Below are 17,396 nucleotides of genomic sequence, written 5' to 3'. Positions count from 1 at the left end.
TGCAAGCTGAAACTGCTTCGCGGCATATGAACGTGGCTATAATAACAAACGGTCGCATATCAAAAACTGATGCGACCGTTTGCTTATATTTTCCTACCATTGATTTGGTGACATGTATCCACATGCTGAATAGCGAATATCTTGCCTTATTTCTTTTTAATCTTTTCCAGCTCCGCATACATATCTGGCAAATGTTCTTTGAGTGCTGGAATTGGTGAAGGATTGGACAAATTCAGTTCCTCCAATGTATTCACTACAATTTGCAGCACAGCCAGATCGCGATACCAGCGATGATCAGCTGGAACGATATGCCATGGATTTTTCTCAGTGGCGCAATGCTTGAACAGGTCCTCATAACACTCCTGATACTTGTCCCAATATTGGCGTTCATGCAGATCACTCTCGTCAAACTTCCAGTTCTTATGCGGCTTCTCAATGCGATCAATCAGCTTTTCCAGTTGGAATTGCTTAGAGATATGCAGGAAAATCTTCACTACACGCACATTGTTTTGCTCCAGCATTTTCTCAAAATGATTGATCTGCTTAAAGCGCTGCTTTGCCTTTTTGTCACTCACTTGCCCATGTACACGAGTGATCAGCACGTCCTCATAATAAGAGCGGTTAAACGCAGCCAAATATCCATAGCCCGGCACATGCTGATGCGCACGCCACAGATAATCATGATTCAATTCCTCCGGTGTAGGCGCTTTGAAGCTGTATACATCAATGCCCGCTGGATTACAAATCGAGAACACCTTATTAATCACGCCATCCTTGCCGCTGCAATCCATCCCTTGGAACACGAATAGCACCGATTTTTCCTTGCCTGCAAACAACTTTGGCTGAAGGTCTTCGAAAATGGCGGACAATTGCTCTCGCTCTGCCTGTGTATCTTCGCGGCTTTTGTATTTACCGGTATCTTGAGGATCAATATCTTTCAACGAAATGGAATCGCCGGATGCGAGAACCCAGTTGTCATGTGATTTGGACATGAAAATCGCTCCTTTAAGTGGAATGATGAATGATAGGACTGAAGTGTCAGTATCTACATATTACCCGCATTTTTGATAAACCTAGCACCGTTGCTCACAGGCTGTGTCTGTTACATCACTCGTTCGTTTTCACGAATCGCTGCATTCATCTCATCACGCAATTCGCCGATCAGCTCATCTCGCACCTGCGTATCGAATGTGACACGCTTCGGTTGCAGCTCTTGCAGCGCTTCGATCCATACATGGCGGTCGTTAATATGACCAAGCTCTTTTTGGATTTTTTTGTAAACGTCTTCATGCTCGCGGAATTTGGCATTTAAGGCAAAGCTAGCCGCTTCGGCGGTATAACGAATTTCTTTTGCAGCGATACGGACTTTGTGCAGAGCCGTCAATGTATCGTCAGCTTCCAATCCTTGCTCCTTCGCTGTCTGGCGATATGTTTTCTTCTTTTGCTCATAGGAGATTTCCAATTCTCGCATCAGTCGGTTTACATCAGAATTGGCAACCAGCTTGGGCAGTTGCTCCTCCAAAAAAGGCTCCCACTTTTTGCGCAGCTTTTTGCCTTGCAATGAGGGCAGCTTACTGACGAGTTTTTTACGGTAGAAGCGGCGGTGTTCTTTTTGCTCCTTGATCACAGCTTTGAGCAGCTTGACAAGATGCTCCTGTCCCTGCTGCTTTGCCTGCTTGCGGCGATCTTTGAAGGCGTCGATTAGCACATCTTCATCTCGCACTTTGCCAAGTCGCTTTTGTGCCTTTTTGAATAATGGCAGCAGCTCGGTCTGATCATTCGGATCGAGAATGCGCAGCAAGGTCATCAGCTTACGGCAATTGACCCGTGCCTGATGCACGTCTTCCTCGTCAAAATCATCCACCGCTTGCTGTCCATGCTGCTGGAATTTATTATACAATTCGCTCAATACGTCATGCCATTGTGCCGATTTGTCTTTACGCTGGTGATTCGTTAATGAGGTCACGGTTAATCACTCCTGTGTGTATGCTGATGGGATCTATAGTTCCTGTTACCCGCTCATTCTATACCTTGCACCATACTAAACATCTATACGACGTCTATCGCTGCGATCTGGCAATCTCATTTTGTCTATTAATCTGTTCTGTTGTTCTGTAATGTTATGGAAAATACAGGATATAGACACTTCTGTATATAGGCAAAACGTATAATGCTGAATACTCTATGATTCGCTATTCTCTACCAACTGTAGATGATCCAGCGGTAGCCAACCTTCTGCTTGATCGGTTTGTTGCACACACCATATCCACCCGTTACGTTGTCGCAATGCAGTCACAATCTCACCAGTCATCGCATTCAGCTCATACGCCGTATAATCTTCAATCGCAATTCCTTGTTCAGGCTGCCATTCATTCCGCACAAATACCTGTGCCGGCACCCAACCTCTAACTCCACTTTGGTTCGTGCAAAAATACCAATCCGACCAATCCTCCGGTCCATCGTAACGCTCACCTACAAGCAGCCCTTCGCCCTTTTGAAAGGTAATCGGGTGAGGATAATTGCTATGATGGGATTGGATAACGATATATGTACTCATACAATAATCTTCTCCTCTACTAGTTGCAATAACGATTCATTGATGGATGTATCCTCATTTTACAATATGACGTGGTTCTAATGAATATTAAGCTTGAGGCTAAATTTGAAAAACAGTATGATCACACGATTCAATATGACGACAAAAGCGCTGCATCACATCCTGTGCCGTTTTCTCTTTTTGAAACGTTCCCATCGTAAAGGCTGATTCTACCGATCCATCTCCTGCATACGCCGAGATAACATATTCATGGTCCAATGTTTCCATTTCTAATCTAAGTACAGTGGTATTTATGATTGTTTTCCCATCTTGACTTCGGACCCACATGACTATTCCTCCTGATTTTGATCTATAGGCAATGCTGTTGAGGTTGCTGAAGCCACATCGTATCATGTTTTATTTTGTAAAAGGACATTTTTGCTGAATCCACAGACAGTGCTATTTTGTTTTGCGGATTTGGCAAGATTTGCTTCGGATGGATAGATTCGATAATCTAGAGACATACCCATTTGGAAGGAGGATACCGATGAGCGGTTCTGGCATTGGCATTCCGGGCATGATCTTGTTGTCCATCATGCTTATATTGATGATTGTAGTCCTTCGCTACTTGATTGCTAAAGTCTTCAAGAGAAATCGTCATTAAAAGCTTCTGACTGTATCCGAATAGTACATACAGAGCAAAGCGGTTCCATTCCCATGATTTCCACTGTATTCACTGTATTCACTGTATTGACAACGACTTTGGTATTGTCAGTTAACTAATTTCTTTTTTATATGTAATCATAACGTCCTTTCAATAGGAACTCGCGTTCTTATTATAGACGAATATATGCTCTTTTTACAAATGAATAGATGTAACCCCTCAAGCCTTATTTAGCTGTTGAATCATCCTCATAAGCGTTTTCGCTGCATGTCTCAGCGCCGCTGGCACAAAAGCAAATTCTACCCCTGCTTCGCAATCTACGTCCTCAATACTTGCCTTAAAATTCGATCCTGCTCCCTGCTTGAACAGTTCCAATCCTGGTCGTATCGTTCATATCACGGTAAAAGTCGATTTTGTGACTAGTTTATGCTTCGTCCCGTTGATTCTCTAATTGACGCTGCATTCGTAGCTAATTCTTCAAATTGTCCAGAGAATCGCTACAGGCGTCAGCTAATTGACGTAATCATTGCTCAAGCTGTTCCAAATCGTTCATCAAGCCAAAATTTTCACCATAATCGCTATTTTTGCTTATTTTATTCAACTGCTCCCTTCCTTTATACTATATAATTAGCTTAGGCAATATCATAATGTAAGCTACAAACTTTGAAAAGTTTGGTCCATTTGTATTATGATAGAGCGTAAGGTCCATTTTGTTCCATTGGAACGACAGGATGTGTCATCACGAAAGGAGCTTGAAAAAGCAGCCATGAGAGCGTATTTGTTCTTACCTGTTATCGCGTCGCTTATTTTTGCGCCTGCAACTATACATGCCGAACAGGCGGCATCGGCAACATTGCCTGCCACTGCCGGTCCTGCCGACCAGATTGTATCTACATCTTCATGGGAGTATCCTATTGTGCATTTTCGCAACAATACATATCGCATCATGATGGAGCCTGCGCTGAGTACCGTCAAGGTTGGACCACGTCTCGGCAAAGTAGAGCGCAACATTAGCAGCTTTGAAGCCGTCGACGAGAATAATTCCATGATCGATACTACGTACAAGAATGGCGATAGCAATGTATTGAATGTCGACTCACCGATCTACAAATTCCGTAATCGCAGTACCAAGGAATGTATTATTGTCAGTCACAAAAACAAGTATTACAAAGCAGTGCTGCGTACCGATTACTCGGATGCAAGCGACGTTTTGGAATCGTCCGAATCGTCCAGCGTATCCAGCCCTTCGGCTTGATACAAATACGAGAATCCTGACACAGATATCAGCATGGGATATGTATCGCACCCAAGTTCATCGTTGGGATTTCGTTCGCTGTAGCCTATTCATTCGTAATGTAATCTGTCCATTCGTATGGTTTGTGAAAGCCCTATATAGCTCCTTCCAACTAGGATGGATGTAAATAGCCGCCGCAATATCTATTGCGGCGGCTATTTGCTTATAGCATGTCTATGCTGTTGAACTGCTATATTATTGATACTGCGGCTGGAAGAAGAAGCGACCATTCAGCACTTGATCCCATACCACCGAAGTTGACGATGGGTTCAGCGATGCCTGAATCTTGTTTTTCATCGCGGCAACATCTGCATTGCCCTTGATCATACTCGTGCGCGCGGTTGTTTTGGTGGCGTCCAGCTTCAGCAGCTTTTGCGATTGCTGCCATGTGCTCCACGGAGTCAAGCCACCGGCGCTAATGTTATTGCCATGCAGGAAGTTGGCTACATATTCACGATATTGTGCGGTCAGCGCCAGACGTCCCTTTTGATTGGCATCGGTGTATAGCGTGCCGGGGAACAGAGCAGCAAAGGCGCTCTTATCAAAAGCACCTGTTAAGAAATCAAGATCGACACCATGCGTGGCGGCAACGTATTTGGCAGGTGCTTGTAAGCCTGCATCCTGTGCTCCCCATGCGAAGCGGTAGGCATAGATGTTTTTCGCTTGGGTATCCTTGCTGTACTTGGTTGCTACCTGATCGGCGTTAAATGAAGAATAGAGCTGACTTCCATAAGCAGTTGCCTGCCAAAATTGCTTTTCCGTTGTCGGCTCCCATGTATGCTTGCTAAAGCTTGACATGAAGGTTGGATCGAATGCGGCAAAGGCATTAAATTCATTTTGCATACTGCCAATCAGCATCGGTACGCGATTATAATCGCCGCTATCCACCACGTCAAATCCCTGCTTAGGCAGTACAGTACCATCGGTAAACAGATGTGGGAATTCGGACATGCGGATCATAACCGAGCCGACTGCCTGCACTAGCAGACCGCTATCCAGTCCACGCAGCGTTTGTTGCAGCTCGGTCGCATCGGTTTGTTTCAAATAGTTCAGTGCGTCTGCTTTGGTCGCCGATTGACCTGCTTTGACCAGTACATCTGCCAGCTTGTCATTGTCATAGGCTTCGCCTAAAGCTGGAGTTGTTGTCGTCATCCCGCCACTTAGCGGCATTACTTTGGCAAATAGCCCTTTGGCAAGCGGAGAGATCGTCAATGCCAGTACATCACGCGCACCAGCCGATTGACCGCCCAATGTGACATTGTGAATATTACCGCCAAAGCTCTCGATATGCTGCTGCACCCATTTCAAAGCTTGGATCTGATCCAGTAAGGCAAAGTTACCAGAGTCTTCGGCAGCATCGCCTGTACGCAGCGCTGGATTACTAATCCAGCCGAGCAGACCGAGACGATAATTGACCGTCACGATCACAGCATTCGTTTTCTCCGCTAATGCCTGTCCGTCAAACGAACCCCCACTGCCCGTCACATTGCCACCGCCATGTAAAAAGACCAGTACTGGCAGCTGGGTATCATTGGTCGCTGGACGGTAAATATTCAAATACAGACAATCCTCGCTCCCTGTCACCTTGCCATTAGCAAGCTGAGTACATACCTGTGGCAGCTTGGTTGCTTCCACCGTCTGCTTTGGTGTTGGTTCTAAGGCTTGTGGTGCGCGCCAACGCAATTCGCCGACTGGTGCTTGGGCATACGGAACACCCAGCCACATCAGCGTATTGGCAGTAGTCGATTTCGCACCGTTCAATACAGCCTGTGACGTCGGCTGCTGAATGTCTCCCTGATACGTGTACATGCTCTTTTCACTTCCTGTCGTGACAGCTGCTGCTCCGGCGGTACTCCCTATGTTAACCGTACCAAACCATAACAACAGTGCCATCATTGCGAATAAATATCCTCTGTTTCGGTTTCCTGTATTCATTATACCCCTGCCTTTCTGTTGTGAAAAATGATTGAAGAACGTACCGTATCTTCCCCATCTGCAATACGCCTGATGATATATATGTAAGCGATTGCATATTTGTGGGGAAATGCCTTAAAAAAGCAAAAAACCCGACTTGCCCGCTTCCTGTCTATTACGACAGTAAAGCAGCCAAATCAGGTTTCGCCCGGACAATCCGGTAACAATCCTTCATGTGCAGATAAGTATATCATAATTCGTAGCGCTTTCAAGGACCAATAAATGGGTATTAGCTGAATTCCGTATAGAATGGAATCACGGTATGTCGTAGAGTAATCAATCTAGATTTGCAATGATAGATTGACGATATACTGCTGCATGATGATCTAAGCAAACAACCAAACATCTCCTGCCCGGCAGCTTATATGCAGCAGACAGGAGATCATATGTTATCGTTCCCTCATCCTTGCAGCAGTTTCTCTGCAAGATACCTATAAAAGAACAACGTTATGGGCTGATTACCAGCTCGCCTTTTTCACACCGGGAATTTGCCCCTGATAGGCAAGCTCGCGGAACACGATCCGTGATACTTTGAATTTGCTCAAATAACCATGCGGACGACCGCTTACTTGGCAACGATTATGGAGACGCGTTGCAGACGAATCGCGCGGCAGCTTACTCAGCGCTTCATAATCTCCTGCTTCCTTCAATTGGCGGCGTTTCTCCGCATATTTAGCCACCAACGCTTCACGCTGACGCTGACGGACCACTTTCGACTTTTTAGCCATATTGTAACACTCCTTGGTTTTTTAATCGTAATAATTACTATTAATAGAGTATAGAGTAATCTTAGTGGATTGGCAACCCCTTCTGCATATATTCATTCTTTTGTAGATAATGTAGGTGATGGGATTGAAAGATGGATGCTGCATATCATCAAACGCTCTATGATTGGGCGTATTCCACTTTTGACCATCTACGGCTTTTGTCCGCTTCTTCTCCTGCTGTAGGCTGAGGACAGCACTTTGTATTATTTTTAAAATAAAAGCAATAGCTAGTATACATATCCAAACTTACGCGTAAAGGAGAATGACGTATGAGTACACCATCCCTACATAGCAATGAGAATCCAGATCATCCACAATTCACACCGATACATCAGAATCGACATTTCATGGTGCTGATGTCGGCACAGCTCATCTCCAATCTAGGAGACTGGTTGCATCTACTGGCGCTGTTGACACTCACGGGTATGGTCTGGCAGGCGACTCCGATGCAGATGACATGGATCGCCTTATGTATCGTATTGCCGATGCTAATCGGCGGACCACTGGCTGGGGTGCTTGCTGATCGGCTAAATCGAAAATGGCTAATGATATCCGCTGATTGGATTCGTGTACTGCTTGTATTCAGTTTGTTATGGGCTTCTCAGCTTTGGCAAGTCTATCTCATTCTAATCGGTAAAAGTCTATTTGACGTTCTATTCTCCCCTGCCAAAAATGCAAAGTTGCGTGAGATCGTTCCAGCGACGCAATTGCCTAGAGCCGTAACGATCAGTTCCTCTATCGAACAGGGCTGTAAAATTGTCGGACCTGCGTTAGGTGGACTGCTGCTTGCAGTTGCCGGGATTCAATGGAGCTTTGTTGTGGATGCAGCGACATTTCTGCTGTCAGGCTTGATTTTGCTAGCTTTGCCAGGACGCAAGGATCAGCAACAAGCAATGGATGCAGCAAGCCGTCATACCGAATCAGCAGAAACAGACCGTCAGCGTTCATTTTGGAGTGATCTGGTGACAGGTGTTCGTTATATGCTGCATATGCGTATCATTGGCTATGGCACGTTGCTGCTCTGTCTAGTACTGCTCGTATTACAGCTTGCCGATTCGCAAACGATTGTCCTCTTCCGCCAAATTCCAGGTATCCAGCAGTCACTACTCGGCTGGTGTATGACTGCGAGTGGAGTAGGTACACTGACCGCAGCATGGCTGTCTTCAAAACTAACATTCTCTCATTTGTCCAAAATGAGTGCTGGGGCTGCACTGATGGGCTTGATCTTCGTCGTAGTTGGACCGATTGCGACGATGGTTACTGCCGGACCTATGACGACGGGATTGTTACTACTGTCGTTCTGGCTGGTTGGTATCGGCGCAGGATTTGCTTTTATTCCGTTTCAGGTCTTACTACAACAGCATACCCCCGTGCATATGACAGGTCGTGTATTTGGTACAGTGAGCAGTCTGACCTCTGCTAGCTCGGCTATCGGTCCATTGTTAGGCGGACTACTTGTGACCTCCGCAGGTGTGACGCCAGCGTTTGTCCTTGCGGGTTTGTTGCTGGCGCTCATTGGCATTACCGGATTGATCCGTATCAAAGAAAAACGTATGGCATCAATCATGGTAAAGAACACCTAGGCTATGGCAGTGTAACTCGTATATAACGAGATAGCAGTGGATTATTCACAAAAGTAGTGGTTTCTAGTGTGGTGAATCGGGTTTGTTAAATGAATGAGGTCGAATAGTCTCACATCCTATTTTTGCTGCTCTATTCAATGATATACAAAATGCTCACAAAAACAGAGCGTCCCTTACGACACCGTAATGGACGCTCTATGTGTATACAACTGTATATTCTCGGATCATTTATTTCACAATTTACCATCCATCTTCACCATACCATGATTATTCCCCAACTCTATATTGGGCTGGGCTAGGCGTTGAATTTTGTTAGATAGGAATTACAACCCGCGATTATTCATCTGCTCAAACACCGAATCCAATTCTTCACGCGAAGCCGTACGATTGCGTTCGGAGCTGCCGTATCCGATCTCCTGCTCACCTTTCTTCAAGCGCTCCAGAATACCATCGGCAAATTCATCCACCGGTACGCCCCAAGTATGCAGTCCAGCACCGCCCAGATCGGTGTTCACACCCGGCGGAACGATCTCGACCACCTCGATCTTGCTGTTTTTCAGCTGATGACGCAAGGATAGGGTAAAGGAATGCAGCGCCGCTTTGGTTGCACAATAGACAGGCGCAGAGGCTTTTGGCGAGAATGCCAGCCCTGATGTCACATTGATGATGGCAGCATTCTCCTGCTGCTGCAAATGCGGCAACAGCAATGTAGTCAAATGAATCGGCGCATCCAGATTGGTCGCCAGCTCGCCACGCTGATCTGCCCAGCTTTCTACACCATCTTTGATTCGATAATTACGCTGAATACCTGCATTGTTAAACAATACATTGAGCTGTGGAAATTCTTTTTTCACTTCATCGACGAGTCGGATACGATCCTGCTCGTCAGCAATATCTACCACTTTCGTATGAATGTCAGGGTATTGCTTTTGCACTTCGCGCAGTCGTTCCTCGCGTCGTCCGCAGACGATGATAGTATTGTCTTCTTTGAGCAAACGCTCTGCAAAAGCAAATCCGATTCCGCTTGCGCCGCCTGTAATCAATATCGTATTGCCGGATACGTTCATGATGATTCCTCCCTGTTGGATCTGATCTAGATGATAGGAATGCGAGAATGATGATAGACGCATTGTAGGTGTCATTACCCGGCTCTTTTACAGACAAACCTTACTTGGTTCCATATTGGGCAGTGTTCCTACCTGCTGAACACCGCTTTACCCAATCAGCAGCGTATAAATAATACCCGGTCCATGCACCCCAATGGTCAGATCATTTTCAATATCCGATGAGCGACTGGGACCCGAGATAAAATGAACACCGGCAGGCAAATGCTCCCGACCGCGCATATCCAATGGAATCAACAGCTCACCCAGTCGAGTATGCAGTCGTTCCTTGGGCAGCAGCACAATACAGACGGTTGGCAGCAGACTAACCGAACGCCCTTGCTGAGCAGCGGAAGTGACCATAACGGTTCCTGTATATGCAGCAGCGCCGTCTGCCAGCACCACGCCAATATCCGCTTCAGCGGCGCGTGCTTTCCACGGCTCTGCTGGGTCACTGTTCCAAACGGAGATATGTGTTTCTGGTAGCTGGGTTTCCAGTTGCAGCTGCTCCAGCTCCGGCAATTGCTGACGAACAATATATTGCGCGCCTAAATGACGGGCGTGCTCGGCGATCCATTGCCCTGCCTCCTGCAAATTTGCTACCGTCGTTACATGCCCGCCCACTTCTTGGAAATGCTGGGTAAAGCGCTGAATCCGCTCCTCCTCGCTCCAAGCGAACTCTCCCCAAAATGACGGCGCACCGCGAAACGGATGCTGTGGCGGCTGTGTCATTCGCGGACGCTTGAGTCGGGTCGAAATATTATCGATAAAATCCTTTTGCGCTACACGAGAACGTGCTTCCAATTCGTTTAACCAATCCGGTTGTTGCTGGACATCGGGTACTGGGTGAGCATTATGGGACGTTACATGGGCAGTATGGTTCTGTTCCGCTCTGTGCTGAATGTTATCATCTGTCGGCGATGTATCTGCATGAAGAGGAATATTGGCTTCGCGATCATTGTTCAACAATCTCTCCTCCGCCGGAGCATCATCCGCAGGCAATTGGGCAACCGGATGATGAGCGGTTGCGGACTCCATTGTCGATTGCGAACGATCTCCAGACCATTGACCAGTGCGCTGGTTAGGCGATGCAGAGGATGCTTTGGATTGCTCATGATCTGTATTTGTCGCAGGACTAGAAGGCTGCTTGGTGTCAGAAGCTATGTTGTCCTGTGGACGTGTGGAACGCTTGGAATCAGACGTCATGGGTATCTCCTCCCATCTTGCGCTGGCTTCGTTCATGTACGATCCGTTCCATTCGTGCCTTGATGCTGTCATCCATCGGCTGGGATTGCTGCTGTGTTTCCTTTTCCAGCTCTGACCAGCCGTCACGGAAGGAATGATCCGCCATCTTCGGCATGACGCGATATGTGTTCCAGCCTTTGAGCGGACCAATTTTGAGTGTGATGCTATTATCCTTTACGACTGGCTTCTGGAATAACTGACCCATCTTGAGCGCCAGATGGAGTCGTTTGGAATTGCCCATGACAGTCGCAAATCCCTTCATGCCAATTGATTCCCAGCGATTCCCATGACCGCGTTCTACCTTGCGACGACGCAAATATACGAGCATATCATGTAGTGGAATTTTAACTGGGCATGCTTCGTAACATGCACCGCATAGACTGGATGCGTTAGCAATATCATCCCATTCTGCGACATTGCGATTGAGCGCTGGTGTCAATACAGCGCCGATTGGACCGCTATACGTTCCACCGTAGGAATGACCACCGATCTGACGATAGACCGGACAGACGTTGAGACACGCGCCACAGCGAATGCAATTGAGCAACTCCTGAAATTCGGGATCACCCAGCTGCTGCGAACGACCGTTATCAACGATCACAATGTGCATCTCCTCTGGACCATCAGCATCGGCTGTGCGTTTTGGTCCAGTGATGCCAGACATGTACATCGTGAGTCGCTGACCGGTTGCCGAGCGTGGCAGTAAAGTCGCCATCACTTCAAGGTCTTCCCATGACGGAATGATGCGCTCCATGCCCATGAGCGTAATTTGCGTTTTCGGTACGGTTGTCACCATCCGCGCATTGCCCTCATTTTCAAATAACACCATCGAACCCGTCTCAGCAATGGCAAAGTTACAGCCAGTCATGCCGATGTCCGCACCGAGAAACTTCTCACGCAGCTTGCGGCGGACATAGCCTGCCAGTACCGTTGTATCCGGCGGTAGCGTCTCGCCTGCATCCTCGGATAACAGCTCAGCGATCTGATAGCGATTTTTGTGAATGGCGGGGATGACGATATGCGACGGTCCTTCGCCAGCAAGCTGGATAATATATTCGCCTAGATCACTTTCTACCGTCTCAATCCCTGCCAGTTCGAGTGCGCGGTTAATATGAAGTTCTTCGGACACCATCGACTTTGACTTTACGACAGATTGTGCTTGCTTATGGCGGGCAATCGTCATGACGATATCCGTTGCTGCTGCGGTATCCGGTGCAAAATGGACATGAACCCCATTTTTGCGTGCATTATCGACAAATAGATTCAGGTAATAGTCCAGATGCGCGATCGTGTGCAGCCGAATTTGCCGACCGCGCTCTCGCCATTCTTCCCAGTTCCCATGCTCCATCGCAGCTGCCTGCTTGCCACTGCGCAAACGCTCGGTTGTGAATCGTACGGCTTTACGTAGAAAATCATTATTCAGCGCCATATCTGCCCGTTCCTTAACCGTCCCCTGTGTAGAATGTGCCGTATTCATGTGACCATCACCCCTTCATACAGCAGCTCGGCAAGATGCATAACGCGCACTTGCTCCCCGCGATGACGCAAATTACCGGCGATATTCATTAGACACGCCATATCCAGCCCCACCAACACCTGTGCTTCGGTTTCCTTGATATGATCCACCTTCTCCGTCACCATCGCACCGGAAATATCCGACATCTTCACTGCAAAGGTACCACCAAATCCACAGCAATCCTCAGCAAACGGTAGCGGAACCAGCTCCAAGCCTTTGACATGATGCAGTAGCTCCATTGGCTCTTCCTTGACTCCTAATAAACGACTGCCGTGACACGACGGATGATAGGTCACTTTGTAAGGGAAATGTGCGCCAACGTCGGTGATTCCCAATACCTGAACGAGAAACTGAGTAAATTCATACGTTTTCTTTTCCAATTCGTGCGCTAGTTCCAGCCAGTGCGGATCATCCTTGAACAGTTCGGGATAATGATGGATCATATACGTACACGAGCCAGATGGCGAAACGACAAAATCGCTATCCTCAAACGCTTTCAAAATCGTCTTTGCCGTTGTGCGTGTCTCCTCCCAATAACCGCTGTTATAGGACGGCTGACCACAGCACGTCTGAATCGGCGGAAAATCCAGTTTGACCCCGTGGGCAGCCAGCAAGCGGACCATCGCTTCACCAACCTGCGGATAGATCGCATCGCTCAAACAGGTAATAAACAGGGAAACTTTCATGCTGCACCTTCTTTCTGCGGGATGTTTGCAGAGTTCTTTTGTGACTGATCATTTGGCAACTAGTCGATTGGTAATTTGGTAATTTCATAGTTCCATTCCTTCGCCAAATGTTCGCTAAATGAATGTCACAACGTATGAAATACGTCGTTGTTAGATATAAGCAATCGCTTACAATTAAAAATTTCTTTGAGAGACGTAGAGCTTCTTATCGCCACTCTATCCACTTATTAGAATAGAAAATAGAATAGAAAAGCCCGGTTCATACGCCGGGCTGCCAAAAATCTATCAATATCAACATGTACATTACAAGCCGCCTTATCAATAGGGAACACAAGTGATACACAGCCAAGCTTTTCACCTACTGCGACAACGTACCTTCGCACTTTGCTTTTGTACGACGCTTTGTAGCTTACTTTTACCGTATCGCCTGTATCTGACCTTTGTCCCAACTTCTTCGGCGGCTCTACTTCAACCGTTCATCCTCAGACGGTCGTCACCCGAATATCATGCTCCTCTAGCAGTCGCACCGTTTCACTCGGCAATCGCTGATCGGTAATCAGTTCATCCACTTCATCCAGATTCATCACATGGGCAAATGCCTGCACGCCGAACTTACTTGCATCTGCCAGCAAAATCACCCGATCTGCCATACCGACCATTTTCTGCTTGACCCGTCCCTGCAATTCATTCGATTCGCTGACTCCACGCTCCAGATGTACGCCCTGACACGACAGGAATAATGTATTCACATAATACGTATCCAAGGAACGCTCCGCTAGCGGACCGACAAAGGATAACGAGCGCTGTACCAACTGTCCACCTGTAGAGATGACTTGAATCTTCTCGCGGTTACTCAGCTGCGTCGCTACGCGGATCGAATTGGTCAGTACGGTCAGCGGAATATCCGGTAGACTTGCCGCCATATACCATGCCGTTGTGCTCGCATCCAGAAGAATCCGATCATTCGGCTGAATCCGCTTGACCGCTTCCTCAGCAATTCGCCGCTTCTCTTCGGCATGTATAATCTCCCGTTCAGAAAAGGGGGTCTCCGGCTGTTCATCCTTTACGCTAACCGCGCCACCATGCGACCGTTTAAGCATACCCTGACGCTCTAGTCGATCCAGATCGCGCCGGATGGTCTCCTCGGTCACCTGACAACGCTCACTCAGCTCCGTGACGCGCATGCTGCCTTTTTCATTGACCAGTTTTATAATCATGTCATATCGTTCCGCTACTAACATCAAGTCCTCAACTCCGCATCGTTATTGTACGGGCACTGCGGTCAATCGGCGGAAGCGTCCATAAGCATCCTCCCACGCTTCCTTTTCCTGCGGCTCATAGATCTCCACTGGAAAGGAATCGCGGATGACGGCTCTCGCTTCGCGGATATCGCGGAATGTCCCCTGTGCTATCCATTGTACCGCCAAATTGCCAATCGCGCTTCCTTCTGCTGGACCTGCCCAGACTGGACGGCGTATCGCATTCGCTGTCCATTGGCAGAGCAAGCGATTTTGAATACCGCCGCCAACCATATGCAGCCCGTCAAAGTGTTTGCCTGACAATTGTTCCGTCAGCTCCAATACATAACGATATTTTAAGACTAGACTTTCAAAAATGCAGCGCGCCACCTCACCATATCCGTCTGGCAACTGTTGCCCGGTCTGACGACAATATTGCCGTACACGAGAACGCATATCCCCAGCATGGAGGAACAGCTGATCATCTGGATCGATAAAAGAAGCAAAGGCTGGCGCTGCTTCCGTGTCTTTCATCCAATCGGCATACGATACATGGTGTCCGCCGCGCTCACTTTCGCGCTTGAACTCTTCAAAGATCCACAATCCCATAATATTTTTCAATAAACGGAATGTACCATACGCTCCGCCTTCATTGGTAAAATTCAGTTCTAGCGCTTGCTCGTTGATCACTGGATCCTTCACTTCCGTACCCATCAGCGACCATGTACCACAGCTTAAATAGGCAAAAGAATCCGATAGCGCTGGTACCGCCACCACAGCAGATGCCGTATCATGTTCAGCAACCGCGGTCACTGGAATGTCTGGCAAGCCTAAATCGACACGCAGCGATGAGCGCAAATGTCCTGCTGCTGTTCCGGGCTGCACCGGCTTGCCGAACAGAGATGGCGATAGCCCGATATGCGATAATAGCTTGCGATCCCACTCCTGCTGACGTGCATTGTATAGCTGCGTCGTCGTCGCATTGGTAAATTCATTGATCATCTCGCCAGTCATAAAATAGCGCAACAGATCGGGAATCATGAGAAAACGCTGCGCTTCCTTAAGCAGCGGCGATTCCGCACGCCCCATGGCTTCCAGCTGATAAATGGTATTGAAGCTTAGAAACTGAATGCCCGTCGCCTCAAAAATCCGTGCAGCTGTCAATTCCTCCTGTAGCCGCTCCATCGAGCCATGCGTATGCCAATCGCGGTAATGATACGGATTGGCAAGCAATTCCCCCTGTCTACCAATCAGTCCAAAATCCACCGCCCACGAATCAATGCCGATACTGTCTGGCAACATCTGCTCCTGCTTGGCAATGATCAGCCCCTGCTGGATCTCGTGATATAACCGTAAAATATCCCAGTACAGATGGTCACCAACCTTAACCGGATCATTGCTGAACCGATGAATCTCCTGCGTCACGATCCGGTTATCGTTCAGTCTGCCGACGATCGCTCTGCCGCTGCCTGCCCCCAGATCATAAGCAAGAATCGTCACCAGCTTGCACCGCCTTTGCCGCGCGCCAGAATACTGCTACCGTATTGATCATTTAGATACGCGCGCATCGGTTCGGCAGGCAATCCCTGCTCCTCACGCACCGCATGCAGTAGCGGCGTGACATCAAATTCAAATGCGCGACGAACCGCATCTTCCGCACCGAGCACATCACCACGCGCCTGTGCTTCCGCTACTTCGCGATGATCGACTAGCAGCGCTTTGGCATATTGCGTTTGCACGTTGAGCACGGAGCGAATCATCGCTGGAATCTTCTGCTCAATATTGTGCGATTGGTCAATCATATACGCAATATTGTTTACCGCCTCGACTAGACGCTGCTCCCCGCTGTCCGCTGCATCCAAAATCTGATAAAAGATCAGGAACAGCTCATACGGATTGATTGCACCAACGATAAGATCATCATCCGCATATTTATAACTATTAAAATGGAATCCACCCAATCGTCCTTCATCAATCAAATACGAGACGATATGCTCTACATTCGCACCCGGCAGATGATGTCCAGTATCGACCAGTACATGTGCCTGCTCACCCAGCTTGAGCGCATAATTATATGCCATACCCCAGTCAGCAATATCTGTATGGTAAAAGGCAGGCTCGAACGCCTTGTACTCAATCAGCATACGCATCCCCGGTGACAGCGATTTGTACATTTCCGCCAGTGATTCCAGCATCCAATGCTTGCGCTGACGAATACTGCCTTGCCCCGGATAGTTTGTACCATCCGCAAACCAGAGACTAATATCACGCGATCCGGTTTCACGAGCAATATCGACGCATTCCAGTAGATGATTGGTAGCTTTGCGGCGAATCGCTGGATCTGCATTGGTCACACTGCCTAGCATATACTCTTCATCCTGAAATAGATTCGGATTGATCGCACCGATTTTTAAATTCAGACTTTCAGCATGACTGCGCAGCTTACCGTAATTATCCACTTTATCCCACGGAATATGAATCGCTACTGAGGAACAAAGCCCGGTTACTTTGTGCACCTGCGCCGCATCCTCCAGCTTTTCAAATGGATCACGTGGCACGCCTTCTTTTTGGAATACTTTGAAACGGGTACCAGAATCGCCATAGCCCCACGATGGAGTCTCGATCTGCAATGCTTTCAAGCGGGATTTTACAATATTCAGATCAATGCCGCGTGCTTGCTGTTGTTCTTCGAATAAGGCATACGCTTTGTCGGACATAATAATGCCTCCTTGATCGGATTAGGGGAACATGATGAGAAGCGCTCGGTATCCAGCCATTGCCGCGCCAAAT

The 17,396-nt window shown here is 47.8% G+C and carries 14 protein-coding genes; 2 read left to right on the top strand and 12 right to left on the bottom strand.

The window, feature by feature from the left end:
* Positions 1–146: 146 nt before the first annotated feature.
* The 3 genes from ABXR35_RS06515 to ABXR35_RS06505 all read right to left on the bottom strand — a co-directional run bounded on the left by ABXR35_RS06515 (position 147) and on the right by ABXR35_RS06505 (position 2,557).
* Positions 147–992, bottom strand: coding sequence for a PPK2 family polyphosphate kinase (locus tag ABXR35_RS06515; RefSeq protein WP_367057105.1), 846 nt, complete (start codon positions 990–992; stop codon positions 147–149).
* Between the two features lie 110 nt (positions 993–1,102).
* A complete protein-coding gene (locus tag ABXR35_RS06510) occupies positions 1,103–1,966 on the bottom strand; it encodes a CHAD domain-containing protein (protein ID WP_367057102.1) in 864 nt (287 codons plus the stop codon).
* Positions 1,967–2,182: 216 nt separating this feature from the next.
* Positions 2,183–2,557, bottom strand: coding sequence for an SH3 domain-containing protein (locus ABXR35_RS06505; protein ID WP_367057099.1), 375 nt, complete (start codon positions 2,555–2,557; stop codon positions 2,183–2,185).
* A gap of 1,409 nt (positions 2,558–3,966) precedes the next feature.
* Here ABXR35_RS06505 and ABXR35_RS06500 point away from each other — a divergent pair.
* Positions 3,967–4,455: a hypothetical protein gene (locus ABXR35_RS06500; RefSeq protein WP_367057096.1), complete on the top strand. Its 489-nt coding sequence runs from the start codon at positions 3,967–3,969 to the stop codon at positions 4,453–4,455.
* Between the two features lie 234 nt (positions 4,456–4,689).
* Here the strand turns inward: ABXR35_RS06500 and ABXR35_RS06495 are convergent, their stop codons facing one another.
* Together ABXR35_RS06495 and rpsN are read right to left on the bottom strand one after the other, a co-directional pair.
* Positions 4,690–6,390 carry a carboxylesterase family protein gene (locus ABXR35_RS06495; RefSeq protein WP_367057093.1) on the bottom strand — a complete coding sequence of 567 codons (1,701 nt, stop codon included), beginning with the start codon at positions 6,388–6,390 and terminating at the stop codon, positions 4,690–4,692.
* 536 nt (positions 6,391–6,926) lie between these two features.
* Positions 6,927–7,196 (bottom strand): 30S ribosomal protein S14, encoded by a 270-nt coding sequence (gene rpsN, locus ABXR35_RS06490; RefSeq protein ID WP_367057090.1) that lies wholly within the window; start codon positions 7,194–7,196, stop codon positions 6,927–6,929.
* A gap of 308 nt (positions 7,197–7,504) precedes the next feature.
* Between rpsN and ABXR35_RS06485 the strand changes: the two genes are divergently transcribed.
* Positions 7,505–8,818: an MFS transporter gene (locus tag ABXR35_RS06485; RefSeq protein WP_367057087.1), complete on the top strand. Its 1,314-nt coding sequence runs from the start codon at positions 7,505–7,507 to the stop codon at positions 8,816–8,818.
* A 323-nt stretch (positions 8,819–9,141) separates the two neighbouring features.
* Here ABXR35_RS06485 and ABXR35_RS06480 read toward each other — a convergent pair whose 3' ends face one another.
* The 7 genes from ABXR35_RS06480 to rhaI form a co-directional block, all read right to left on the bottom strand.
* Positions 9,142–9,885: an SDR family oxidoreductase gene (locus ABXR35_RS06480; protein WP_367057084.1), complete on the bottom strand. Its 744-nt coding sequence runs from the start codon at positions 9,883–9,885 to the stop codon at positions 9,142–9,144.
* A gap of 147 nt (positions 9,886–10,032) precedes the next feature.
* Entirely contained in the window at positions 10,033–10,725 is a 693-nt protein-coding gene (locus ABXR35_RS06475; RefSeq protein ID WP_367061232.1) for a LutC/YkgG family protein, read from the bottom strand.
* A 391-nt stretch (positions 10,726–11,116) separates the two neighbouring features.
* Entirely contained in the window at positions 11,117–12,643 is a 1,527-nt protein-coding gene (locus tag ABXR35_RS06470) for a LutB/LldF family L-lactate oxidation iron-sulfur protein (protein WP_367057081.1), read from the bottom strand.
* A complete protein-coding gene (locus ABXR35_RS06465; protein ID WP_367057078.1) occupies positions 12,640–13,368 on the bottom strand; it encodes a (Fe-S)-binding protein in 729 nt (242 codons plus the stop codon). Before ABXR35_RS06465 ends, ABXR35_RS06470 begins: the two co-directional genes overlap by 4 nt.
* Positions 13,369–13,850: 482 nt before the next feature.
* Positions 13,851–14,609 carry a DeoR/GlpR family DNA-binding transcription regulator gene (locus ABXR35_RS06460; protein WP_367061229.1) on the bottom strand — a complete coding sequence of 253 codons (759 nt, stop codon included), beginning with the start codon at positions 14,607–14,609 and terminating at the stop codon, positions 13,851–13,853.
* Between the two features lie 21 nt (positions 14,610–14,630).
* On the bottom strand, positions 14,631–16,106 hold the full coding sequence (locus ABXR35_RS06455) for a rhamnulokinase (protein ID WP_367057075.1): 1,476 nt from the start codon (positions 16,104–16,106) through the stop codon (positions 14,631–14,633).
* Positions 16,103–17,323 carry an L-rhamnose isomerase gene (rhaI, locus tag ABXR35_RS06450; RefSeq protein ID WP_367057072.1) on the bottom strand — a complete coding sequence of 407 codons (1,221 nt, stop codon included), beginning with the start codon at positions 17,321–17,323 and terminating at the stop codon, positions 16,103–16,105. The genes ABXR35_RS06455 and rhaI overlap by 4 nt, the downstream gene beginning before the upstream one ends.
* Positions 17,324–17,396 lie beyond the last annotated feature (73 nt).

Source organism: Paenibacillus sp. JQZ6Y-1, from assembly GCF_040719145.1.
Classification (GTDB): Bacteria; Bacillota; Bacilli; order Paenibacillales; family Paenibacillaceae; genus Saccharibacillus; species Saccharibacillus kandeliae.
The sequence above is the reverse complement of the archived record's forward strand: the minus strand, read 5'-3'. Positions and strand labels throughout refer to the sequence as shown.

Excerpts from the sequence above, each read along its gene's own strand:
- ABXR35_RS06515 (WP_367057105.1), bottom strand. The coding sequence starts at position 992 with ATGTCCAAATCACATGACAACTGGGTTCTCGCATCCGGCGATTCCATT.
- ABXR35_RS06505 (WP_367057099.1), bottom strand. The coding sequence starts at position 2,557 with ATGAGTACATATATCGTTATCCAATCCCATCATAGCAATTATCCTCAC.
- ABXR35_RS06500 (WP_367057096.1), top strand. The coding sequence starts at position 3,967 with ATGAGAGCGTATTTGTTCTTACCTGTTATCGCGTCGCTTATTTTTGCG.
- ABXR35_RS06495 (WP_367057093.1), bottom strand. The coding sequence starts at position 6,390 with ATGATGGCACTGTTGTTATGGTTTGGTACGGTTAACATAGGGAGTACC.
- rpsN (WP_367057090.1), bottom strand. The coding sequence starts at position 7,196 with ATGGCTAAAAAGTCGAAAGTGGTCCGTCAGCGTCAGCGTGAAGCGTTG.
- ABXR35_RS06485 (WP_367057087.1), top strand. The coding sequence starts at position 7,505 with ATGAGTACACCATCCCTACATAGCAATGAGAATCCAGATCATCCACAA.
- ABXR35_RS06480 (WP_367057084.1), bottom strand. The coding sequence starts at position 9,885 with ATGAACGTATCCGGCAATACGATATTGATTACAGGCGGCGCAAGCGGA.
- ABXR35_RS06470 (WP_367057081.1), bottom strand. The coding sequence starts at position 12,643 with ATGAATACGGCACATTCTACACAGGGGACGGTTAAGGAACGGGCAGAT.
- ABXR35_RS06465 (WP_367057078.1), bottom strand. The coding sequence starts at position 13,368 with ATGAAAGTTTCCCTGTTTATTACCTGTTTGAGCGATGCGATCTATCCG.
- ABXR35_RS06460 (WP_367061229.1), bottom strand. The coding sequence starts at position 14,609 with ATGTTAGTAGCGGAACGATATGACATGATTATAAAACTGGTCAATGAA.
- rhaI (WP_367057072.1), bottom strand. The coding sequence starts at position 17,323 with ATGTCCGACAAAGCGTATGCCTTATTCGAAGAACAACAGCAAGCACGC.